Genomic DNA, 25,444 nt, shown 5'->3' on the forward strand with positions numbered 1-25,444 from the left:
TCACTTTATTTTGAATATACCGTTTCCCCTTGAAAACATATTACGTATCGCTTATATTTTCATATAGTATTTATTTTTTAAACGAAGCAATGAACGAACCAGGGGGCGCAGTATGGCAATTAACATGAAAACAATCGAAGAATGGATTGCTGAATCAAATGCAAGACATGAAGAAGACTTTGGACACGTTGTGGAAGAAATGAAAGAAGTATGTGTCGGACTTGATAACGCGACATTAATTTATACGAAAAATGTATTTTGTTTCGGTAAAAAAGTAGAAGTATTTTTCTTCTTCCAAGACCATGTCGTGATTGGACAAGAAAAAGACGAATATGTTGAGATTGAAAAATTAAAGTATGATGCCATTACAAATAGTAACTTAAAAACAAATGACAAAAATACTACGTTAGAATTAAAGTTTGCTAACGGACAATCTATCAATTTAGATAGTTTAAATGATAACTACGGTACGAAAAATTGGTTATTTGCTAGACAAATTAAGAGTATTTTTAAGTTAATCTAGTAAAAAAGCACGCCGTCTACCGGCGTGCTTCTAATTATGCAAAGCCCCTTTTAACCAATTCCGCGCCCGATACGCCCCAACTGGAACTTGAATAAGAGACGTTTCATTCCCAGCATCTATTCCGTACAATTGATCACATGAATTTGTATCAAAACTAAGTAAAGGATGCCCGCCCATCCCCATCGCGGTCGCTGCAAAAACGAGTTTATGAACAAGTATACCTGCTTCCATTTGATGAATACGATACCCTCTATAGCCTAATGCATTTGTATAATAATCTTTCTTTCCAACTACATGTAGGCAAAGTGATACTTGAAAAAGGTTTACGTTATCCATCGTCATACTAGATTGAAGAGGATAACGAAGGTCCCCATATCGAAGTGGTTGTATGGAATGCGTTTTACTGTTATAAGTGTAAGCGCCGTTTTTTATATCTTTTACATTATAGAAACATCCATATAATGAGACGCGCGCATTTTCATTTATATACTTACCATCAAGGTCGTTGGAATAAGGGAGGGAGAGGCTCGCTTCTTGTAGTAAAGTAGCGAGCTCGGCTGCATCCCATTTCGTTAAAGTAAAGTCAGCATCAGGGGAATACCGTTTTCTGCAAAGTTGTAAGAAATCATAAGATAAACGCTCTACTTTCGGCAGTTGTACAGCATGCTCATGATATTGATAGTGCTCTTCATGAGCTAGTGTTTGGAAGTGTGCTGTCGATTCGATCATAGAAGCTTCATTTATTTTTGTTATCATCGGATATTCATCTACATGTTTTGAGCGAACGAAATGTTCATGTGCGAGCGGCGGAATTTGTTGCAACAACTCATGAGAAGTAACTGTTTTATTTTCATGGTAATCATTGTGAAACCAATTAGTTTCTGGCTCTGTACTTAAAGGAATAACGGCATACACACTTTCTTCACCTTCTGACAATCCGAGTAAATGGTTCAGTGCACGGTCTAGAAATTGAAAGTATACGCCGTTCGTATAACCGAACTGTTTTGCACATTCAAGTAATTGTCCAATGAGAACCCCGCTATCTAATCCTTGAAGGCGATATGAAAAGTTATTGTATTTAAAGAAGTTTTTCCAAAACATAGTGGATACGAATGCGGCACCGAAACAATCATGTATATTACAGCGATTACCGAGTGCGTCTGCTAAATAAGAATCGAAATTTCCTTCGCGAAGTAAAATAAGCCGGTGATGCGCGGCGTCATAATGGTAAATGCCGTCTGGATAATCGTCAATCTTTAAATAGATATACAATTCATTCGGGTATAAGGCACCGCCTGAAGGAATGGATCTACGTAATACATTTCTCCCGCTATTTAGCTGACATAATTGTGTTACACCAAATGAATACCAAAGGTAGTGACCAATCTCATTTAGAGTAGGTGTAGTAGAAGAGTTCGATAAAGATAACGGGATTTCTAAGGAGAGCGGGATGGTAGGTACATTTCGATATAATTTATAAGGAAGCGGTGCGTCTTTCCAGTCCACCTCATGATTTGGCATAATTTCATCGATAGAGAAATGGAGATGATGTAAAAAAGTATTTAGCTGCATGAAATCCCTCCTTTACTATGGAAACGGATGTGGATGTGGATTTAATTTTTCATTTGTTAAAGGTTCGTCTGTATATCCAAGTGTCATCGGTATGGTATATACCCGGTCCAGTCCTGTAACCCGAGTAAGATGGTGTCCGAACGTCATCGGTAACATACCTGGAATAATAACTTTTACACAGTGTAGTCCGTTCTTTTCTATAAGGGGAACGGTTTGATCTACAACGATTACTTCAAGGTCAGATTGATGCAAACGATTTAAAAGTTGGTGGAGATCGGATGTTAAATCCATATCAAATGATTGTGATACATTCATTTCTTGGAACATTTGCACCGGTGCATCTTCTCGTAAAAGGAAGTGAAGACGTTCTTCCGTTTCTTTCAATCCATACAGCATACTATGGTCTTCCATTTTATTAACGAAATAAGGATCTTGTAAGCATTTTTCGTAGTATTCTCTTTTGTGCTCGAGCTCATCGTCTGTTATAAGTAACATGCCTGCTATTTCTTGAATGGCACTTTTTAAAGCTCGAATAGGATCTAAATGAGCGCCTCCTGCACAAACAACGTTCATTCCATTTTCACGCGTATTTTTTGCAATTACCCATAAGCTAGGGATGCCGTGTTCCATCGTCGCGTTAAAAGCGTGTAATTCATATCCGGTAATCGTACGTAACCGCTGAATCATTAATTGTAATTCTGTATCATTTGCTGAACTCAGATCAAGGCGGGGAAGAGGTAATTCTGCATACCAAGTGAGTAAGAAGGCATCACGCTCTACAATTTCTAAAATGCCGTGAAAAATCGCTTCTTCTAAACTACCGCCAATTGCACATCCATTTGATGTTTCATATACGAAAGCGTCTCGATGACCGAGGCTATAATAAGCAATTGATTCAGGAACTAAAAGCGGTCTGTTTTGTGATAAAGAATATCCCCATACCCAGTTTTGCTCATAATCAGGATCAAACGGTTTAAATGGAAAATTATCACGATTGTAATGTTCATTTGTATGTACACCGAGCGAGAGGGGATTTAGTGCGTGTTCTTCTAAATCATGAAAACTACCATGCACATTTGTCTTTTTCCCGCGAGGCGACATCCCGCAATATCGTTCTAAACCTTCTAAAATAGCAGTTGCTTCACTCACTGCAAATGAATGAGTTCGGCCTGCAACACCTTCATTTCCGAACATTAATGGCATGTTTATAATGACGTCAGCGAATGGTAATAATGAATGCTGCATTTTGCCGTTCAACATACCGACCCGATAATCTAAATAGTCTCTCGTTAAAAATGTGTTTAATTCATGAATGGAACGGCAGCGATACGTTTCGGTGCTTACTTTTAAACTCGGTTGTAAAGAAATTTCCGCCGCATCCGCAGTATCATTAGGTAAATTACTACATACAGGACAGAGAGGATCTGGAAGAAAAGAATGCCGCGTACATTGTAATGTTTGTAAGTTTAGTAAAATAAGTTCATTTTCTAAAGAAGAATGGTTATGAGTTAATATTTTTTCTGTTTCTGCGCAAATAAGATGGCACATTTGTAACATTCCATTTTGGGTGGCACGTACATCACGCCTCGTTACATCATCTGCTTTAAAGGCATATTTCCGCTGTAGTTCCCACATTTCTTTTTGGTCAAAGCCAGCGATAAAACGGCGTCCATCAGAACAATGGGAACATCCGGGCGTAAGAGGATGAATGTAAGGACCGATAATACCTTCGCCAAATGAAGTAAAACCACGTAGCCATGGAATATGATTTGACCGAAAAATTAGCTCAGCGTCATGATGAATAGTAGAAGGAGATCCGTCATGTAATACGAGAGCGAGATGAATATTTTCAGGAAGTACTTCTGGAAGGGTATGCTGACGAATGATGGAATATTGTTTGCATAATTGATCATGTACATAGTCTGCAAGAAGGCCATCTCCTATAAGCAATATATTTTGAGTCATAGACCGTCCTCCTTTGCAATTAATACCCCATACACACCGTCTAAGTTTTCTTTCAAAAATGGTTCGATTGCTAAATCAAACACGAAGGGATAAAAATTATGTTCTTCTAAATGCTGTAAGGCAAGCTGTAAAGATTGCACACTTGGAATTTCTTCTTCCGCTTGTATTTCCACTCTAAAAGAATCCGTGTCATATAAAATAATAGATGATTCAGGCAAGATATTAGCTCTGTAAGGAGTCTCTTCACTTTGAATGTGGAGCAGTGATAGTTGTAGTGCGTTCCGTAAGGCTAACGTCATATTAATATTAGATGCACCGTACCATCTATCATTTATACCAACCCAAATGACTGGAAAACTGAGAATCTCTTCACTCATTGCAATTTTAGGTGTTTCATGAATTGTAGCAAGAGCATCGTAATAAAATCTACAATGTTTATCGTGAATATCAGTTAAATCAATCGTTGTAAGTTCTTCTAGCATATGTGACTGCCGCTCATACAGTTTATTGTTTAAATGTTGTTGTAGTGCCCGGTAAAATCCTTCTGTCATCGTTTCTCCAGCACCGATACCGATATCGTTATGTTCAGGAATAAGGCGGTGAATGATTTCTGCTACATATGTTTCAATTCCTGTTAAACCGGCTTCTCGGCGTGCTTCATTATGAGTCAATCCACTGCAAGTCATAAGAGGCAGAAGGGGAGCTGGGCCATCTGATAGTGGAGTGGCTACTTGAATATAGCACTGTGATAACGGTAATTGATATGAATCTTGTTCATCCCATACATGGAATATACCGGCTTCTTTAGAAGTTAATGAGTCGAAAAAGCGGAATATATCAGTTGAAGTATGTTGGCCATACCGATGCTCAAGTTTTTCAGAAAGATTTTCTATCGTATCAATTGTAAAACTTTCATCAGTTGCAAGAGGGTGTTTTATAAAAGGATGCCACGTTCCTTCAAGTGTTTCATAGTTTAATAAAAAGAATTGTGCTTCTTTTTCACGATAAGAATCATCCGCGACATGTTTAAACAATTCAAAAACGATTACATTTGCTAACATGGCAGATGTAATTTGTGAGAAGGAATCCGATGAATTTTCATTTTGCAAAGTCGTTTCATGTAGCCGATGCCATGCGGATTCCCAGCATTCATCACGATTTTCCATTACGACAGGTCCAGCTATACCGAGTGTTGATAAACAAATAGCTGGTATAAAATTCTTTTTCGTTTCTCTACAAATAGTGTGAACTGTTTTTAAACCGTCAATGTCTCCATTTTGAGAAACATATAAAATCCAATCAAAAGGTTCGAATACTTCATGTAAGGGACGGTCAATTGTAGTATCGATTTCTTGAAGGAGTACACTGTTATCAACTTCATATGCACGTTCTATTAGCTCATGTATTCTGTCATAGTTTGTTTCATCTCGATCTGTAACGAGGTAATGAAATGTAGGTAAACCAGATTCTAATAAAGAAGAAACTAAGGAAGTGAGCATATCCCCAGAACCAAGTACAAGGACATTTGCTCCGCGGTACGTTTCGAATTTTAAAGCACCTGAATGAGAATCGGCTTCTAAAAATTCAATTTGCGAAGCATATCTGTCGAGTAATGTACTGTTTAATTCATGAGGTGCATCTTGATTTGCATCACGCACGAAACCATTTTCATATAAAATCTCTCCAATTTCAAATACACGGTTTTGATAGGGGAGAGGGAGGCCATCGGTTATTTCTGCTAAAGAATAATTCCCGTTAAACATTGGCATTAATTTTTCAATCCAGTCATAAATTCCATCACCGTCCATGCGAAATGAACTGGCGTTATTTCGAAAATAGACACCCCCGTTTGAATCGGGGAGGAAGAAAGTATCCTTATTTACTTTAAGTTTTGCATGAATTGGAAGGTTATTCATTTTAATCCTCCTTACGTTTAGGCATACATTATTACCTTATGTCATGAAATTTGTCCCGTATGAACACAATAAAAAAAGGCTGTAGAATGAATCATTCTACAGCCTTTAATAGATTTTTAATCTATCAACCTTCTAATAATAATGACTTTGGATCTTCAAGCATATCTTTAACAGCAACAAGGAAGCTAACTGCTTCTTTACCATCAACAATACGGTGATCGTAAGATAAAGCAATGTACATCATTGGGCGGTTTTCCATACGTTCGTTATCAATTGCAACTGGGCGTACTTGGATTTTATGCATTCCTAAAATACCAACTTGAGGGCTATTTAGGATCGGTGTTGACATTAGAGAACCGAATACACCACCGTTTGTAATTGTAAATGTACCACCTTGTAGTTCTTTTAATGAAAGTTTGTTATCGCGTGCTTTTTTACCTAATTCACGAATTTCGCTTTCGATTTCAGCGAAGTTTAATTGGTTAGCATCGCGTACAACTGGAACAACTAATCCATCTGGAGCTGCTACTGCAATACCGATATCATAGAATTTTTTAATGATAAGCTCGTCACCTTGAATTTCAGCATTTAATAATGGGAATTGTTTTAATGCTGCAACAACTGCTTTTGTGAAGAATGACATGAAGCCAAGACGTACATCATGTTTTTTCTCGAAAGCATCTTTGCGTTCTTTACGTAATTCCATGATCGCACTCATATCAACTTCGTTAAATGTTGTTAACATTGCAGATGTTTGTTGAACTTCTACAAGACGTTTTGCAATTGTTTGACGGCGGCGGGACATTTTCACGCGCTCAACTGGTTTTTCAAATTCCGTTTTTGCAACTGGAGCAGGAGCTGGACTCTTTGGAGCAGCTGGTGCTTCTTTTGGTGCTGCAGCATGAGCTTGTACATCATGTGGTCTCACGCGTCCAAGTGGATCTGTACTACGTACGTCGTTTAAGTCGATTCCTAATTCACGAGCCATCTTTCTAGCAGCTGGTGATGCGATAGGACGGTTTGTATTTGGTAACCCTTGTAGTGTTGCAGTTTGCTCAGCACTTGGTGCCGCAGCTTTCGGTGTTTCAGCTGTTTCTTGTTTTGGTTGCTCAGCAGCCGGTGCAGGTGTACTTACTGCAACTGGTGCTCCATTAGCATCTAAAATTGCGATAGTTGCGCCAACTTCAACTGTATCCCCAGGTTCGCCTAGTAACTTCGATACAATACCTGAATCTTCTGCAATGATTTCTACATTGACTTTATCAGTTTCAAGCTCAACAACGCTGCCACCTTTCTCAACTTTGTCGCCTACGTTGATAAGCCATTGTGAAATAGTTCCTTCAGTAATAGATTCTGCAAGCTCAGGTACTTTAATTTCGATCATTTTAAATGTCCTCCCCTTATTTGCCTAACGGTGTGTTTTTTCTTCTTTTGTCTTCGGTAATCTCCATTTGTTAGCCTGGCCTTGGGCAGAATATCTGCCCAAGGAACAAGCTAGAAACATTCATTGTTACTTTTTAGTTGCTGTAAACTTCAATTTCTTGTTTATCTTGACGGAAGTTATACTTCACATCTAAAGCGTGTGCAACAATTAGTTCTTGCTCAGCTTTGTGAGCGAATGGATCGCCGCCAGATGGACTAGAGCGATCAGGACGTCCAATGTAGCCTGTTTTCACTTTATCTCCAGCAAGTTCGAACAGAATTGGAGCCATGTAATGCCATGCACCCATATTGCGAGGTTCTTCTTGAACCCAAATGATTTCTTCTAAGTTTTTAAAGCGTTTAATAATAGATTGAACTTTCTCAGCAGGGAATGGGTACAATTGCTCAATACGAACGACATGAACTTCGTCTAAGTTGTACTCATGTTTACCAGACTCGATTTCTGCTGCTAAGTCAATCGCCATTTTACCTGTGCTTAAAACAAGACGTTTTACTTTATTTGGTTTCATGCCAAGGTTTTCTTGTTCTAAAGCAGGTTGGAAACGTCCTTCGCTTAACTGACTAGCAGTTGAAAGCGTAAGTGGGTGACGTAATAAACTCTTCGGCGTCATCAATACTAATGGTCGAACAGCTTCTGTTCCTAAGATAGATGCTTGACGACGCAGGATATGGAAGTATTGAGCCGCGCTCGTTAAGTTTGCAACTGTCCAGTTATTCTCAGCAGCTAACTGTAAGAAACGCTCAGGACGTGCACTAGAGTGCTCTGGTCCTTGACCTTCATAACCGTGTGGTAATAGAAGAACTAAGCCAGATTTTTGACCCCATTTTGCTCTTCCAGCTGAAACGTATTGATCAAATAATGCTTGCGCAGTATTTGAGAAGTCACCATATTGCGCTTCCCACATAACAAGAGTTTCTGGAGCGAATACGTTATAACCATATTCGTAACCAACAACAGCAGCCTCTGATAACGGACTGTTATGAACAGAGAACGATGCATTAATGTTTGGTAAGCGATGTAACGGTGAATATGTTTCATTTGTATCAGTATCGTGTAATACGATATGACGGTGTGCGAATGTACCACGCTGTGAATCTTGACCAGTTAAACGAATTGGCGTACCTTCTTGTAAAATAGAAGCGAATGCTAACGATTCAGCAAGTGCCCATTCAATTTTACCGTTCTCTTCAAGAGCATCTTTACGGCGCTCAAGAATTTTCTTCACTTTCGGATATACGTTAAATCCTTCTGGCCAAGATAGTAGACCTTCATTAATTGCACGAAGTGAGTCAATCTCAACACCAGTATCAATTGGTTGAATACCTTTTGCAACAACATCTGGTACTTTAACGTGAATTGTTGCGTCGCTCGTATCAGCTGGTGGTACTTGTGCATAGTCGGATTTTAATTGCTCTTGTGTAAACTGTGTAATTGTTTCAACCTCATCTGCATTTAGAACACCAGCAGCTTGTAATTGATCTGCATAAATTGCCCTTACAGTTGGATGGTTTTTAATTTTTTTGTACACTTGTGGTTGCGTAACTGCTGGATCATCCATTTCGTTATGACCGTAGCGGCGGTAACCAATTAAATCGATTAAGAAATCTTTTTTGAACAACATGCGATATTGAATCGCAAGGTTAGCAGCTGCAAGACAAGCTTCCGGATCATCAGCGTTCACGTGAACAATCGGAATATCGAAACCTTTTGCAAGGTCACTAGAATATTTCGTAGAACGAGAATCATAGCTATCAGTCGTAAAACCAACTGCATTGTTTGCGATAACATGAATCGTTCCGCCTGTTTGATACGCGTTCAATCTGCTTAAGTTGAGTGTCTCAGATACAATACCTTGACCAGGGAATGCAGCATCACCATGAACTAAAATTACGAATGATTTTGAAGTATCTTGATCTGGAAGACCAGATTTTTTACGATTCTCTTGAGCAGCACGTGCAAAACCTTCTACTACAGGATTCACGAACTCAAGATGACTCGGGTTATTTGCTAATGTCACGCGAGTGCTAACTTCTTCGTTACTAACGACTTGTTCTCTACCTAGGTGGTATTTCACATCGCCAGTCCAGCCAGAATTAGCCACTGCGCCTTCTATTTTTGCATGTTTGAACTCAGCAAACATGTGGCTATATGGTTTTTCTAATACGTGAGCAAGTACGCTTAGGCGACCGCGGTGAGCCATACCAATCATGACATCCTCAACGCCGTTTTTAGCACCTTCTAGAACAATTTCATCTAAAACAGGTACAAGCATATCAACGCCCTCGATAGAGAAACGTTTTTGCCCAACGAATGTTTTATGCAAGAATTGCTCGAAACCTTCAACAGCTGTTAAACGTTTTAAAAGAGCAGTTCGTTTTTTATTTGATAGTGGTTGACGCAATGAATTTGATTCCACCATTTGATGCAACCACGCGCGTTCTTCACTATCTTGTATATGAGAAAATTCATAAGCTAAAGATTTTGTATAAACGTCTTTTAATCTATGAATTACATCAAGTGCAGTGTGAATACCTTCTGGTGCATCTTGCCATACTGTTTTCGCTGGAATCGCTTTCAAGTCAGCATCGCTCAGTTCGCTCATTGCTTTCTCAAGAAGAGATTGTCCATTTGCAGCATCTTCCATCGGGTTGATGTGAGCCAACGTGTGCCCGAAAGAACGAATCTGCTCAACAAGTTGAACGACTTTAAGAATTTTTTCAATGTTACCTGTGTTTTGAGGAGAAAAATGTGTTGCTGTGTTGTCCCCTGTTACGACATCATCTTGAAACGAAGGAGCTCCAAAAATTTCAAAAAGCTCTTGTAATTCCGGATCAACAGAACCTGCTCCAGTTACGTAAAGATCATACTGCTCAATAACATAACCAAGGTTCGGACCGTGGAACTTGGCCCAAGGGTTTGTCGTTGTATTCTTCCTCGTCATTTGTTTAAACCTCCCAATGCATATAATCCTTTTCCATACAAAGGTGCATTTTGCTCTTTTTCAATAAGTAATAAATCAATAATCAATGTAAATGTTTTCTTTACTCTTATGTTATTACAATAATTTACATAATACCAAACACTATTACTTATCTGTTTTGTAAAAAAACATTCACAATAACTTATCACCCAAGTTAATCTTTCATGTTATAAAGTAATTTTACAGAAAAATGGGGTGGATATATTTGGTATGCCTATACTAATAGCTATAATTGTTGCATTTAAATATAGGTATAATAGTTAGAATGTTTCGATAAAATTAGTTTGAATTATGTATATTGAAATAATAAGCGCTTTCATAGATATTATACAACAATATAACGGAATATAGTATAAAAAATAAAAAATTATGAATTTATCGTAAACTTTATTTAGATAGTGTTAAATATTGCAAGGAAAGTGAAGGATTTCTACAAAAAAAGTTACTAAACATAAAAAATGCTCCATAAACAGTTAGTTTCTATAAATATGACGAAAAACACCGTAAAACAAATAACGTATTTCGTGAAATAAAGAAATAAATGAAATGTTTTAAAAGGATAAAACAAATATGGAGATATTAAATTTTTAAAAAAGAAGTGAGGAGATATAGTAACATTTATTTACAGTGTTCCGTGTTTCGCTTCAAAATAGACGTGCTGAAATTGAAAAAAGTTTCTTCTATATAAATAGCGTGAATAATAATCAAAATATATGTAAAGGGAACTTGACGTAAAGTTTCCTTTACATATATACTCGGTATATGGAAGGAGGGAGAAATTTCCTTGGAAAATAAAATGGTCGAATACCGAAAAAAATTTGGACTATCTCAAGAAAAGTTGGCTGAGAAACTTGGAGTTTCCAGACAAACCATTATCTCAATTGAAAAAGGGAAATACGATCCATCACTTCCGCTAGCATTTGAAATAGCGAAAACATTTCAGACAACAATAGAACATGTATTTATTTATAAAGGAAAAGAAGAGGGGGAATAGGGATGAATTATTCACAAAAGTACTTTGTAATTATGGGGATTATTTTTCTATTTATGAGTGGATTTATGATATTAACAGGTATAATGACGCATTCTGCACCGCCAGCCATAACGTATCCATTGCTTGGGATGATGATTATGTGTTTCTGTCTAAGCTACTTGCATCCGCAATTTAAAGAAAAAGACGAGCGAATGAAACTTATTCGTTATAAAGGAATGTTTGTAACCTTTTTTGCATTAACGGCATATTATCTTCTTTTCTCTATCGGCTTAAATTTAAAAATACTTACACTATCTGCTACTGAATTATTGAATATACTTATGGCACTTACGATGAGTACCGTCTTTATCTCATTTGTTGTTTTGGCAAAAAGATATTAAGATGGAAGAGAGAAAGGAAGATTAATATATGCAAATGATGTATGCTTTTGGCATTGGGCTTGTATTATTTTTAGCAGTATTCTTATTTATTCGTAAAGACGTTCAAGGCGGGACGTTAACGAAACGAGGATTTTATAAAATGATCGGCTGTTTAGTTGTTATGTTTATAGCGATTATTGTAATGATTGTTTTAATAAGTCGGTCACTATAGAATGTAAAAACGGAACCTTACTTCGGTAAGGTTTTTTCTTTATTGTTCAACCTAAAAATTACCACTAAATCCATTTACTATAAATGACTTGTATTATATAATCCAATGAAATGATAGATAAGGAGTGTAGTATATGAATAAAAAAACTATCTTCTATTTATTAACTTGTCTACTACTTGTAGCTAGTACTACTTATATAATATGTAACAAACGAGAACAAGTGCCACCTATGTTAGTATGGGACGAACAAGAATACTATGTTACGAATGAATCTGCCAAAATAGAAGAAGTTGGGCAAAAACTTGGCGAAGTAACAAAGAAAATTAAAACAAGTAAAAAACCTACTAAAAATAAAGAATCTAATACATTACAAGAGAAAACAGAAGTATTCACAATGATTGAGGAAGAAAAAAGTGATTACCCGCCTTTAATCATAAAGGAAGCTTATAGTGATAAATATAGGGTAGTGAGGCCGATGTCGAAGCAGGTATTGTGATGAAAAGGAGAATCTTTTGTAGACAGTAATTTAGTATTCGTGGTCGTTAAGAAAAATATTTGTCTTTTCCTCCTATCGGTGCCGTTTACATTTTGATGAATAGAGGAGCAATGCAAAAGAGAGATTTCATTTTATATTTATTATTTACTGCTATTAATATATCGCTTTGGTTATCGTTTATGATTTTTGATTGGAGTATGTGGATGGTAGTAGGGCATTATTTGTTTGGAGCAGTTGTTATTGTTTTTTCGAATATGAATAAGAGCTAAGCCAGCAACCTTAAAGTTGCTGGTTTTTATTTTGCTATTTATAATGAAGAAACAAATTTTTAATAGAGAGTAGTGGGCGTTATGAGATGGAAAGAGGGAACGTTTGAAAAAATAGACACGAATGACTCATCTGTTGAGCAACTTATAAACACGTTTAAGGAACAAAACTTAATTGGTGGAACAATAATAAGCTGTTTTAAAGTGCATAACGAAAATTTTTTTAAAGAAATACCACATTCGAAAGATGGACATGAGCACTTCTTTAGAAGAATCTTCAACTCTTTAGACATAATCAATAACTTAGAAGAGTTAAAAATACATACATCAGACAAATATAAGTTTCGTTTTAAAGAGCAGCTGGCAGTTATGCTTGATGGTAGCATTGCTGCGCAAATTTTGTGGGGCGGAGCATATGAAGGGTTTAAGGAACGACCAGTTATCGCAAAACAATTAGCAGTCAATGTATGTCAATATATGTTCCAAGATTGATACGAAGATATTAAAGTGTTCGAAAGCTATCGCCCTTGGACAGATTGGTTTTACGATGTTGCGTGGGATGTTACTTGGATGGTGTTAGATAGTAGGGAACAGAAAATGTGGTTCATTTGTGCTACGGATACAGATTGATAGAAGAGGGCCTTGTAGGAATGCTGCAAGGCCCTTTATCTTTTGGGAATTAATAGAAAACGAATCATATAAATGCTATACTAAAAAATGTTTGTAATGTCAGTTTCATAATATTGTATGATGCTGACTTACTAGAAAAGATAAGAGGAGAATGAGCGTGCAAAAGATAAAGAAATTATTGCTATTAATGATGGTAGTAGGATTAACAGCAGGTGTTTTAGCAGGGTGTGCAAATCCGAAAGATACTACAGAAGAATTTTTAACAGCGATACAAAAAGGTGATATAGAAAAAGCTCGTACATTTGTTGAGAGTGACAAGGAATTTAATAAACTAAATGAAAAAACAGATGATGCTGAGGCAAAAGCAATGCTAAGTGCAATTACAAAGAACTTTAAATTTGAAAAGCTAGAAGAAGTATCGAAAAAGGATGACAAAGCAGAAGTGAAAGTGAAAATTACATCTGCTGATCTATCCGTTGCTGTAACAAAAGCAGTGGGAGAAGTTATGCCAATGGCCTTCGCTAGCGCATTTAGCGAAGACAAAGAACAATCTGAAAAAGCGATCGAAAAAACAATGACCTCAACTATCATCAAAAACTTAACGGATAAAGATGCAGCAATGGCAACTCGCGAAGTTACATTGAACTTAAAGAAAGACAAAGATGGCGACTATAAAATCGTTGCTGACGATAACTTGAAAGAAGTATTGTTTGCAAATGCGAAATCTTTGGAGAAGATGTTTGGTGGGAAGTAATTGAATGAGATAAAAAAGAGACACTATATCACGTAGAAGGTTGATATGGTGTCTCTTTTTTATATGACCCCGGAGAGGCTCGAACTCACGACCTCCACCCTGTCAAGGTGGCGCTCTCCCTGCTGAGCTACGGGAGAAACGTTGATTTAAAGGCATTTTTATGGATTTGTATAAAGGAAATTCTATTAAAAAAGCAATGATTATTGTAAGTTCTGTGACCATTTGTGACCACAAAATTATGCTCTTAACTGTCTGTATAGTGGTAGATTAATCATTTTGATAGCTTTATATATCTATTAAAAGTTATCGATATTCTTGAAGATTATGTGTAGGATATACATCATAGTTTAGATTGGAATGAGGGTTTATAGAGAGAATAGGATTGTAATCTACACTTTCTGTATAATGTAGCGCGAGTATCTGATAATAATTCTTTTTTACTAGGTTTATCATTAAATGCTAAGTAGCCATTTATTGTCACAATAACCATTTGAAGGCGAAAGTATTATAGTTGTGAGAAGGGGATAAATGAACAAAAGCTGACTCAAATAGAAATATTGGCACATCATTTGATTCTTCCTTTACAAAAATGTAAGTAACTATTTAATAGTGACAATTATATTGTTATACGATATCTTAAAGGAATAGAGGAGGTAAATTATGTTATTAAAAGATTTTAAATTATTACTAGATGTAGATGAAGAAGATTTTATAAAGATAATTAAAAAGTTTGGATTTGAAGGTTTAACAGAAATTGATGATGATTTAGCAAACGATATTATTAAAAGGATAAATATTAAAAAGAAATTTAAAAATGATAGTTCATTAAAGGGAATAAAAATACATGGCTTATTTAATAAGTATGACTACGAGGTAGTATTTAATGAAAATATTAATATTTTTGTTGCTGAAAATGGTCATGGGAAAACTACAATTATAAAAATAATAGTAGCTGCATTAAATGGAGATTCTGTAGCGCTTAATAAACTCCCTTTTGAAAAGGTAGAACTGGACTTTGGTAATGAAAATGTAGTTAGTATCAAAAAGCTTAAAAATTCAAAGACGTTTTCGAATATGGAAACTTATTATCAGAAAATAATTGATTTAGAAGAATTATTTCAGCGGAAAAATCTACCTAAAGCTTTAAGAAACATAGTGCTTCATAATGGAGACGAAATGATTTCAGAAGAGGTACTTCGGATGTATCTTAAAGTTTTGAGAAAATCAGGTGACCTTAGTATCGACGAAATTAAAAATGCAAACAGATTTATAAATCGTGTAAAAGATAGCCAAACTGAAAGTTGTAAGAAAATCAAAGAGAATTTAAAAGAGAAGGTTAAATATCTACCAACTTTCAGAAGGGTTGAAGCAGAGTTAAGAGAAATCTACACTGAGGATATTGAGTTTGAGGGGAAATTTGAAGAAGGTAGTATGAAGTTTGGACTAAAGGATGTTGAGTCAAGAATTAACAGACTTACAAATAGGCTTACCAAAGAGGCATTTGAAACGCATTCAAAAATTAATGGGGAAATATTAGGTGATTTATTAAGCGATAGTCCATTAAAAATTTCGGAGAATCAAAGAAAAGAAATAACTATAGAAAAAATGGAAATTATTATAGGGCGGATTGGAAAAGAGAATATTAAAGAGTATGATAAGTTAATTCATTTTTTGTCTAATCTTGATAGCAATGAATATTCTAATAATAATGAATTTCTTGAGTATTATATTTATAAATTGATAAAAATATTTGACAGTCAAAGAGAAATTGATAATAAGATTAAAGAATTTAAAGATGTGTGTAATAAGTATCTTATTAACAAAGAATTGGAATATGATGAAATTTCCCCTAAAATGCAAATTGTGGATAAAGAAGATGGAAGTCCAATTCTATTTTCAGAACTATCTTCTGGTGAGAAACAAATACTTTCTATTTTTTCTGAATTATATTTAGAAGACACGGAACCATTGATTTATATTATTGATGAACCTGAATTATCACTTTCAATTGCATGGCAGAAAAAGATTCTTAAAGATATTTATAATTCTGGAAAAGTAGCATTAATGATTTCAACTACTCACTCTCCATTTATATTTAAAAATGAATTTGAAGTGTTCGCTAAAGACTTGAATAAATTTAAAACAAAAACATATCGTAATTCTAATAAGGATAAATGATTTGCTATGATACTCGATTTAGAAAATTTAAGCGAAACTGAGAGTCCAGAAGATTTAGTTGAAGAAATGTTGGGAGAGTTAGATGCTATAGAGGTTATTTTTCAAGAATTAGTTCAATCGAAAAAAGAACATGGAATAGATGAAACGATTTTTTGTTTTTATGAAGGAAAGGATGATTTTAAATATTATCCTACACGAATAAGAACATGGTTAGAGTTACATTCAAATAATAAAAGTCTCTTTTCTAAAGGTTGTGGAAATAGAGACAAAGTTATCAAAGTTTATAATAAAATAAAGTTCGATTTTGAAGAAATTGATGATGTATCGTTATATTTTATTGATAGGGACTTTAATAAGGAAAATAATTTAGGAAAAAGAATTTATGTAACTCCTTGTTATGCGATAGAAAATCTATATGCTAAAGAAACTGTTCTGGAAAAATTTTTAGAATCGCATATTTATATAAACAGTAAATCTATTGGGAAGGATTTAAAAGATTATTGCATCATTAGGGAGTATTATGTCCAAAATCTTTTTGAAAAATTAACTCAAATAGCCCTAATAAATGCTTGGTATTCAATACAGATAAACAAAAAGATAGAGGACTTGAAGAATGGAGGCGAAATTTCACTAGATTTAAAAAAATTAAAATCTTTATCGGACATAAAGAAATCCACAAGTGTGGAAGAATTTTCAGAAATAGATATAGAAATGTTGAGGGAGATAACTGATAATCCCTATGAAGTAACAGAAGAAGAAATCGAACTTGAACTTAGGCATATAAAGGGAGATATTTTAAGTAATTCAAGAGGAAAGTACATAGAAGAAATTTTAATTGAATTGTATAAAAAAATTATAGATGAAACTAATCTTCCTACTGAATTTGAAATTGAAAAGCGTAGTATATCGCTCCCAATTGGAAAGAAAAACTTTAAAATACATTTAATGCCATTTGCTGATACTCCAGAATGCTTCAGGACATATTTGAAAGAGAGAATAAAGTAAACTACCATGGTAAATAAAATATTAATGGTTTGATTTATTATTTGAATAATTTATAGTCTGTTAAAGAGGGGCTTTGAACCAAGTTTGTAAATATGTAGTCCACAAACTTTAAGACATTACTATGCACAAAAACAATCAAGTTTAGGTTTGGATGTATATAGTTTAAGTCGATTGTTAGGGCATGAATGGATTATCATTACTAATCGATATTTACAGTCCATACAAGATGAAGAAGTTATAGGGATAGTAAGGTCAACAAGTCCTTTAATGAATCTTTAAACAAATAAAAAAACAGGCGTATAAAGTCAATAACAATGTTTGTTTAATACATTGTTAGTAGCATTATATTTATGTTTAATTTGCAGTTGCAACTCCGTTGCCCTGCATCTGCTTTGACAATCTAAAAATAAATGTTAAAAGCCCCTCCTGTAACTTGGAAGGGCTTTTGTTATAATCTCATAACGTGAAAGAATGAAATACTTATGTGTAAGTGCTATTGACGAGTCACTAGCGTAGCAGGTGACTCGTTCCAAATGAATTATAAGAGCTGTAGCCCTTTAGGGCGTATAGCTCTTAATTCATGCGGAAGTAAGCAGTGTGCGAAGCGCACCTGCAAGGTAAATAGTTTTCTGGTATATAACACATTAACTTGAAAAATAAAGTGAAATATTATATAATATAATTAATATTAAGTCAATAATTTTTGGTCACTTTTATATAATCTTTATTTAAGAGATGCCCTGTAAAACCCTTGATGTATAAGGGTTTATTTTTATTTGGTGCACTTTTTAGTACCGAAAGTTATTGAGTATAATTTATAGCTTTATATTTTGTAAATGCTTTAAAAAATAAATAGAAAGGATGGGATTGTATGTGGCTTTGAAGATAACATTTTCTTTTATAGGAAGAAGGGAATTTGTTTTATTAATTAATAAATTTAAGTTAGAAAGGTAAGATGTAAAATGACAAAAGTAACTGTTATTGATTCGATTATGGGAAGTGGGAAAACATCTTGGGCTAAACAGATGATGTTGAAAGAAAGAAACGATAAAAGATTTATTTATGTTACACCATATTTAAATGAGATAGAAAATAATATTTTGATAGATTGCCCATTTCTGGTACAACCTAATGAGAAGAAAGGTAAGGGGAGTAAATTAAAGCATTTTAAAGAGTTGTTGGTTAATGGAGAAAGTATTATTACGACACACGCATTATTTAGTATGTTTGATAATGAGGTCATGGAATTGTTGGAGAATGCAGGATATACATTAATTTTAGATGAAGTTGCCAATGTGCTGGAAAAAATGGATAAAGTAACATCAAGTGATATTAAAATATTGTTAGAAGCTAATGTTATTAAGATTGAAAATAGAAAAGTTGTATGGCTGGATAATATGTACAATGGGGTATTTAGTAGCAAGTACGCTAATATTAAGTACCAATCTCAACAAGGGAATATATATGTTTGTAGAGATAGTATAATGTTTTGGACATTTCCTACTAAAGTTTTTGATTTGTTTGATGAAACATATATTTTGACATATTTATTCGATGGACAAGTACAACGTTATTATTATGACTTTTTTGAGATTAAGTATACATATAAAAGTATTAAAAAGATGGGAAAAGGGTATTGTTTGGTATCTAATGCAGGAGATACTAAAGAAAGAGAGATATATATAAAGTTTATTAATGTCTATGAAGGATTACTAAATGAGAATTATACAGAAAAAAAACCTAAAGGAAATGAACTATCATCAACATGGCTTAGTCATGCTGATACGGCAAACATTAAGCGTTTGAAGCAAAACTTATATACATACTTCAGAAAGAATTGTAATGCTAAAAGTGCTGATATCATTTGGACAACCAAAAAAGATTTTAAAACAAAGTTAAAAGGAAAAGGGTATACTAAAGGATTTATTTCTTTAAATACTAGAGCAACAAATGATTATCAAGAAGCTCATAATTTAGCTTACGTTTATAACCGTTATATGAATCCTATGGAAAAGGCGTTTTTTGAAGATGCAGGAGTTAAAGTGAATGAAGATTTATTAGCAGTAAGTGATTTATTACAGTGGATTTGGAGAAGCGCAATCAGAAAACATAATCCAGAGCCAATAAACATTTATATTCCAAGTCTTAGAATGAGAACACTTTTGTATCAATGGCTTAGTAATAAAGAAATAAAGTTTAAAAAATAGCCCTTTACCATGTCTGGAATTTTGGTTTGATTTTAGGTGGAAGAGAAATGCAAAAACTAGAATTTACTAGGGATAAACATAAAATTAAACGAGCATTTCAAACATAAAGTAATAAAAAATAATAGCTATTAACTAATCACTTATTTGAAAATGGGTGGGAGCTGTATAAAATTGGATTTTTATGTACAACGCTCCTACTCATGTTAAAAATACACCACGTGTGAAAATCAAGATTATCCTCTCAAATAACATAACTTTCCGTGCAAAAATCATATATTATTGAAGTTGGGGGATTTTTACTAATTATTATTTAGGGGGATATGAAGATGCTGAAAAAATGGGGAATTATCTTATTAATGTTTGGATTAATATTTGCAGGATGTTCTTCTAAAACGGACCAAAAGGTAGAAAAAGAAGATGCCGAAAAAACAACGGAAGTAAAGAATGAAAAAGAAAAAAATAAGGTGGAAGAGAATAAAAAAGGGGAAACCAATAAATCAGTAGAAACTGCTAATTCAGCAACTTCTTTTGGCGAAGGTATGTATAAAGTTGGTGTAGACGTTCCAAGTGGGGAATATATGCTAATTGCTCAAAATGGAGTGGGGTATTTTTCTATTAATAGTAGCAGTAGTTCGAATAGTATCCTAGCAAATGATAATTTTGCGGGAAACTCCATAATAACAATTGAAAATGGACAGTATGTAACAATAAATCGTGCTAAGATGTACCCTATAAATAATGCTCCTTCTCTTACTCCTGTGAACGGTATATTGTCTGATGGTATGTATATTGTAGGGAAACATCTTTCTGCTGGTGAATATAAAATAACTTCAAGTTCTGGACAGATGGGGTATTTTTCTATTAATAGTGGAAGTACAGTTTCTCAATTGAAAAATATTATTGAGAATGGTAACTTCAATGGTGAGAGATACATAAAGGTTAATGAGGGTCAATATTTAAAGATTAATCGTGCTTCAATTAAGGTAGATGGAAAAATAAGCGGGGAAAATGTTTCACCCACCGAAGAAATTAAGCTTACAAATAAGAAAGAGGATGGAATGCACTTCTGGAAAGGGGAAAAGGAAATTATAACAGGGCATGATTGGATGGCACTAAGTGATACTGAAAAGACAAAATTGATTCAACTTAGCATAGACCATATCCAATCCGATGGGGTAGTGAAATTAAAAAAGAGTAATCAAGAGTACGTTAATTTATTGAATAAATATCTTAGTGATAATTCCAAGCAAAATGAAAAAATAAAGGATATTTTCGCCAATATCATGTTAGAAGATATTCAGAACAAATAAATAAAGTATGTAATTGTAAAAAGGCACTTGCTTTATAATAAGTGCCTTTTTATTTATTAAGGTATATCTTTAAGGGCCATGAAAAAGGATTGATACAAACCCGAGGAAATAGAGTTTGTATTAATCTATCAAAAGAGTTTTAAAAAAATCGAATTATTTAGATGAATCTTCTTGTATTTCGAGTTGTTTGAAAAATTCTTCATCCCTCTTTTCCATGTTATCTTCTAGCCCTAAATAAGATGCTACAGAAAGAATTATTAGAACTATACTTACAATAACTTGCCAAACATGTAACAAATTCCAAATCCAAAGGTTGTAGTTTGTATATGAGAAGTTAAAGAAAGACATAGAAACTCCATAAAGAAAATAATTATAGAAATAAGTACTAAAATCAAGTAGATTTTTCATAGTGTCATAGTGTATTAAGCTTGAATAAGAAATTAAGTTAACTATAGAAGGTGATTGCAACATTTGTTCATAGAATACTTTGGTAACTAAAAAATATAGTAATGAAAAAGTTAAAGCCATTTCCATCAAACTGTGTACCGCAAGTGATATTCTAGCCGGTTTTCTTAAATTAGAGTATCGCCATTTATGTATATAGATGACACTCTCTACTGTTTTTTTTTGCGATAAATCTTCGAATAGTGCAAAATTTACTCTAACCACGTCCTTGTAAAATGCAAATATGATTTCAGTAGAACGGGATAATGTTCGAAAAAGTAGGTAGAAAAGAAAAATGAGATGGGCTACATCGTTTTGAATAAATATAAAAGAAAATGCTAAAAAAACTAGCAGGAAAGTATATGTTAAATTTATCCAATTGGAAAATTCAATAAAAAACTTATTGGCGTTTTTTATTGAATCCCAACAATGTATACAAAGTTTGTCCTTTTTACTAACGTAAGTATACTCTTCGCACTTATGTAGTTTAATGGCTGGGTTTTTATGGAACTCTTTTATTCTATTTTTAAAATATGATGCAAAATGATAATCAGGAGAGTATAAGAAATGTTTGTGATAAAAAGTAAAAAGCAATCTATCAACTAAAATAAGTAACACTCCTTTTAGCTCCTGCTTAGGGTTTTGAATGAAATTATAACTTCTATTTACTAAGAGAAATGCAAAAAAATGATTAAAAAAAGAAATTAATACGTTAAGTATCCACCCCAAAAATAATGATATTATTAAATAATCTGTAATAATAAAGTTTGTTTGATGAGATGAAATTTTCACATTGTATGAACATGTAACAAGTAATAATGTACTTAAGGCAAGAATCCATTTTATCTTGCTGACACTATTAGCAATTTTATTTAGATTATAAAATCGCTTCACCTCTTTTTCATCTATAGGTGTTTGATAAATTAACATAGATTTATCCATATAAAGCACTCCTTTTCTGTATACTTTTGATTTTACATTATGTTGGAAGTAAATAGGTGAAATATTGGAAAATTCAATAAAAAAATCCAGTGAACAATATAGAAGTTCACTGGATTTCTTAATTAGGTAGTTAATTTTTTAGCTTAAAGGAAACCTTCTACAGCCTCAAGAGCATATTTTTTGTCGCATATACAGTGACTAAATTTAATAGGAATACAGTAATCACAAGGCTTTTCGATAAATAAAAGTGGTCACATTTCAGGTCACTAAAATGTTCAAAATCATGTATTTTATTCACTTTCGCTCGGATTATATCTGTATTGCTGCTTCTTCGCAACTCGCTCTACTACCTTCTTCAACTCATCAGTTTTCAAAAACTCAATAGGGGAGAACCCTTTCTCAAACGTAAGCGAGTCCGCTTCAATCATCAGTACATATTTATCTTTAACCTTCGCAATATGAATCTGGTCTTTAAAATCCGCAAGCAAGGCTTTCGCAGAAATATGGTCTGCCTTTAGCTTTCATTCGATTTCAGGGGTATGCTCCACAATTTGAGTCGTGGTTCTTCTGTTGTGAAATGCTCCATAATTTCACGCTTTGGGCTCGTAGCCCATACTTCCATCGCTTGGTTGAATTGTTCACGCTTTTCTGTACCTTCTTCAAATACATCCTCAATTTGGTCGTATACCATATCCATAACTTGTGTTTTCATGATTTATGGCATGGAACGCTCGTATTCTACGAATTTTAAGAAGTCTTCGAAGTAGCGAGCGTGTGATGCTTGGTGAAAAGCTTGTTAATTAAGAAGGTTTTACGTGTGTAACCGTGAAGTGATTAAGAAGAGGATAAATGGATAAAATATGGGTTTTATTAGGGATACTTTTGTAAGTCGCTCGAGATTTTTATGCAGCAAGAGAGACTCAAGATTCGTTAAATTTGGTACTTACATGAGTTCTGATGCTTCTTACTTAATATAGGCTAAGATTCTCAGGTAGATGCCAAATTGTATTTTTATGGATTTCAGGTGATTTTGTTAATCTGTATGTTATGGTGTTTGTTAAAGAGGAAGTCTTTATATAATGATTATCAAATAATTTGAAGAGATTTTTAGAAGTTAATACTGAGGAGATGTGACTATAATGAATAACGAAGTTATCTTACAAAATAGGCTTATTGTTAAACCAGATGTAATTGAAGAAGGCTTAACCTTGATTGAAAGGGAAACAAGGTTAAAGAATGGGAAAAAATGTGATATTTTATTTAAAGACAAAGAGAATAGAAAGCTTTATGTAGAAGTAAAAGAAACTATTAATAATAAGTCCATAGAACAATTAAGTGGATATCAGAAGATAGTTAACTGTAAAGATAGCAGATTTATGTTGGTAGCTAATAATTGTGTTAACGATAAATACAAAGATAAATTAAGAGAGCAGAAGTTAGAATTTAAGGTTATTAATAAAGATGATATTGTTATTCGTTTAGAAAAGGTGTTGAATGTCATTAAAGGTGATGCAGAATTTAGGTCAAGAGAAGGTGTATTTAAGGCATTAAAAGAGCAAGGGAAAATAGCAATTGAAATTTATAATTATGTGGCAATAAAATTGCATTCAATTGAAACTCCTATTATATGTAATATCTCAGATGGAATCATGTTTCATCCTGTGAATACTAATAATAAATTCTTGTCAATTACGACTAAACGGGATAGATTATTATTTCATTTTCCTAATGGGAATAGGGATGGAATATATTCGCAATTTAAGGGGAGGATTCCTGAATTATATTATAGTAGAAGTGGTGATAAAAATCAGATAGATATCAAGTTAAGTAATATAAAATGTCTTGAAAATGTAAAACCTTTGATTGATAAAGCATTCATTAGTATATTCTAAATGGAAAATGAGATGAAAGAAGAGGGGGTACATATCACCAGCGTTAACGAAGTACACATTGAATAGTGTATAAGCACATCTTCTCCCACACTCTGAGAGAAATATAGAAAAGATGAAAAAGGCTTATTGTACCTGCTTTTAATTAAGATTAAATGAATCGTTTACTGGAAAAATAAAGGGATTATAATAAGTGTGGAATGTGAAAAATTGACAAAAATGATTCGGAATTGATAAAATATACTATATATTTAGAATTAAAAATAAGGAAATATCTCTCGGTATTATTTCAATAAAATATATTTTATTGAGGATAACATGTATTGATTTAAAAAAACTTTTATAACATATTATTTTTATATTAATATATCGCTTTTAATTGGATGGATTATTTGTTGTGATTATCTTAGGAAGAGGGGATATTGATGGCAATTTTATCAGCAATTTATATTGATGGTGAAGAAAAAAGAGAATATAACAAGTCAGAAATTGATACAAACCTTTATAATAATCACTTAAAAGGAAAGCTTTACTGTCCTACTCCAAATTGTCAAGCTAGGCTTATTTTCAACTCAGGTTTACGGAGTTATCTGAAAACATGGAATAACGATAATCATATTGAAGGGTGCATACATGGGTTTGATAGAGTAAAAGGAAGAATAGGAGTGGATACCAGTCATTTTATAAATGTGGAATTGTCTTCTGAGAGAAAAAAACGAGCTTTGAAAGAAGCATTTGCCATGTATACTATGACTGAAGAAGAACGAGAGAAGCGTCAAAATAAAAAAACTAAAAAGAAAAGTACCCCTACAACTGTGACTAAACAAACTAAGCCAGCAAGTAAGATTGTAATGGATGGTGGAGTTGATGAAGCTACTACGCTGCAAGTAGGGGTAAGAGGACCAAATCTTTCTAAAAGAACAGTGGATATGTTGAAGGAGAAGGATACTGGTCAAACAAGGTTGTTAATAGGAATTATTAAGGATGTTATTTTAGATACTCAAGGAACGGCTACGATAATTGTAGTTGAAAATAACATGCAAGTATGTGTAAGGTTTGAAGAAGCTTTTAGGGAAGGAAGCCCTAATTATTTAGGATTGTTTCATCACATAAAGAAATATATTTCCGCTACCAAGAATGTGATTTTCACAGGAATTGGTGAGATTAGAAAGCGAGAAGAAAGTGATTCTTTTGACTTTGCTGTTTTTAACGGACAGGATTTTGAAATAGATAAAATGGATTTAAGGGTTCTTGCAAATCCATATAGATAACTGCTAATAAAACATAAGTTTGTTGAGTAAAAACAACTTCTGAAAATAATGGAGTTGTTTTTTTGTT

18 protein-coding genes and 3 pseudogenes are annotated in these 25,444 nt (G+C 33.8%); 14 read left to right on the top strand and 7 right to left on the bottom strand.

Features of this window, described 5'->3' with window-relative positions; genetic code table 11:
• The first annotated feature begins 112 nt into the window (after positions 1–112).
• Positions 113–523, top strand: a complete 411-nt coding sequence (locus BC_RS06230; protein ID WP_000996782.1) for a DUF3908 family protein — start codon at positions 113–115, stop codon at positions 521–523.
• A gap of 30 nt (positions 524–553) precedes the next feature.
• On the opposite strand, the gene BC_RS06235 is transcribed toward BC_RS06230, so the two are convergent.
• The 5 genes from BC_RS06235 to odhA form a co-directional block, all read right to left on the bottom strand.
• On the bottom strand, positions 554–2,095 hold the full coding sequence (locus BC_RS06235; RefSeq protein WP_001176762.1) for a SagB family peptide dehydrogenase: 1,542 nt from the start codon (positions 2,093–2,095) through the stop codon (positions 554–556).
• Between the two features lie 15 nt (positions 2,096–2,110).
• Positions 2,111–4,060 carry a TOMM precursor leader peptide-binding protein gene (locus BC_RS06240; protein WP_000192983.1) on the bottom strand — a complete coding sequence of 650 codons (1,950 nt, stop codon included), beginning with the start codon at positions 4,058–4,060 and terminating at the stop codon, positions 2,111–2,113.
• Complete coding sequence (locus BC_RS06245) at positions 4,057–5,976, bottom strand: putative thiazole-containing bacteriocin maturation protein (protein ID WP_001061553.1); 1,920 nt, start codon at positions 5,974–5,976, stop codon at positions 4,057–4,059. Before BC_RS06245 ends, BC_RS06240 begins: the two co-directional genes overlap by 4 nt.
• A gap of 124 nt (positions 5,977–6,100) precedes the next feature.
• Positions 6,101–7,360 (bottom strand): 2-oxoglutarate dehydrogenase complex dihydrolipoyllysine-residue succinyltransferase, encoded by a 1,260-nt coding sequence (odhB, locus tag BC_RS06250; RefSeq protein ID WP_000569903.1) that lies wholly within the window; start codon positions 7,358–7,360, stop codon positions 6,101–6,103.
• Positions 7,361–7,493: 133 nt separating this feature from the next.
• Positions 7,494–10,361 carry a 2-oxoglutarate dehydrogenase E1 component gene (gene odhA / locus BC_RS06255; protein ID WP_000197160.1) on the bottom strand — a complete coding sequence of 956 codons (2,868 nt, stop codon included), beginning with the start codon at positions 10,359–10,361 and terminating at the stop codon, positions 7,494–7,496.
• Between the two features lie 823 nt (positions 10,362–11,184).
• Here odhA and BC_RS06260 point away from each other — a divergent pair.
• From BC_RS06260 to BC_RS06310, 11 genes and pseudogenes are all read left to right on the top strand, one after another.
• A complete protein-coding gene (locus BC_RS06260) occupies positions 11,185–11,394 on the top strand; it encodes a helix-turn-helix transcriptional regulator (RefSeq protein WP_000428513.1) in 210 nt (69 codons plus the stop codon).
• Between the two features lie 2 nt (positions 11,395–11,396).
• Complete coding sequence (locus tag BC_RS06265) at positions 11,397–11,774, top strand: hypothetical protein (protein WP_001109895.1); 378 nt, start codon at positions 11,397–11,399, stop codon at positions 11,772–11,774.
• A gap of 28 nt (positions 11,775–11,802) precedes the next feature.
• A complete protein-coding gene (locus BC_RS06270; RefSeq protein WP_001178303.1) occupies positions 11,803–11,985 on the top strand; it encodes a DUF3976 domain-containing protein in 183 nt (60 codons plus the stop codon).
• 133 nt (positions 11,986–12,118) lie between these two features.
• Entirely contained in the window at positions 12,119–12,481 is a 363-nt protein-coding gene (locus BC_RS06275; RefSeq protein ID WP_001036588.1) for a hypothetical protein, read from the top strand.
• Between the two features lie 55 nt (positions 12,482–12,536).
• Positions 12,537–12,750, top strand: a pseudogene (locus BC_RS06280) (hypothetical protein).
• A gap of 81 nt (positions 12,751–12,831) precedes the next feature.
• Positions 12,832–13,377, top strand: a pseudogene (locus tag BC_RS27960) (hypothetical protein).
• 157 nt (positions 13,378–13,534) lie between these two features.
• Positions 13,535–14,131: a hypothetical protein gene (locus tag BC_RS06290; RefSeq protein ID WP_001169480.1), complete on the top strand. Its 597-nt coding sequence runs from the start codon at positions 13,535–13,537 to the stop codon at positions 14,129–14,131.
• A gap of 660 nt (positions 14,132–14,791) precedes the next feature.
• A complete protein-coding gene (locus BC_RS06295) occupies positions 14,792–16,309 on the top strand; it encodes an AAA family ATPase (protein WP_000924694.1) in 1,518 nt (505 codons plus the stop codon).
• 6 nt (positions 16,310–16,315) lie between these two features.
• Positions 16,316–17,314, top strand: a complete 999-nt coding sequence (locus BC_RS06300) for a DUF4435 domain-containing protein (RefSeq protein WP_000599571.1) — start codon at positions 16,316–16,318, stop codon at positions 17,312–17,314.
• A gap of 962 nt (positions 17,315–18,276) precedes the next feature.
• On the top strand, positions 18,277–19,521 hold the full coding sequence (locus tag BC_RS06305; protein ID WP_000170169.1) for a DEAD/DEAH box helicase family protein: 1,245 nt from the start codon (positions 18,277–18,279) through the stop codon (positions 19,519–19,521).
• Between the two features lie 326 nt (positions 19,522–19,847).
• On the top strand, positions 19,848–20,831 hold the full coding sequence (locus tag BC_RS06310) for a hypothetical protein (RefSeq protein ID WP_000915151.1): 984 nt from the start codon (positions 19,848–19,850) through the stop codon (positions 20,829–20,831).
• 153 nt (positions 20,832–20,984) lie between these two features.
• On the opposite strand, the gene BC_RS06315 is transcribed toward BC_RS06310, so the two are convergent.
• Together BC_RS06315 and BC_RS06320 are read right to left on the bottom strand one after the other, a co-directional pair.
• Positions 20,985–22,217 (bottom strand): hypothetical protein, encoded by a 1,233-nt coding sequence (locus BC_RS06315; protein WP_002195290.1) that lies wholly within the window; start codon positions 22,215–22,217, stop codon positions 20,985–20,987.
• A 290-nt stretch (positions 22,218–22,507) separates the two neighbouring features.
• Positions 22,508–23,004 (bottom strand): annotated as a pseudogene (locus BC_RS06320) (DUF3898 domain-containing protein); the annotation flags it as partial.
• Between the two features lie 352 nt (positions 23,005–23,356).
• Here BC_RS06320 and BC_RS06325 point away from each other — a divergent pair.
• The gene (locus tag BC_RS06325) at positions 23,357–24,109 is read left to right on the top strand and encodes an endonuclease NucS domain-containing protein (protein WP_001058568.1); all 753 of its coding nucleotides are present in this window, start codon (positions 23,357–23,359) and stop codon (positions 24,107–24,109) included.
• Positions 24,110–24,531: 422 nt separating this feature from the next.
• Positions 24,532–25,377 (top strand): hypothetical protein, encoded by an 846-nt coding sequence (locus BC_RS06330; protein ID WP_000996452.1) that lies wholly within the window; start codon positions 24,532–24,534, stop codon positions 25,375–25,377.
• Positions 25,378–25,444 lie beyond the last annotated feature (67 nt).

Source organism: Bacillus cereus ATCC 14579 (genome assembly GCF_000007825.1).
In the GTDB taxonomy this organism is placed as follows: domain Bacteria; phylum Bacillota; class Bacilli; order Bacillales; family Bacillaceae_G; genus Bacillus_A; species Bacillus_A cereus.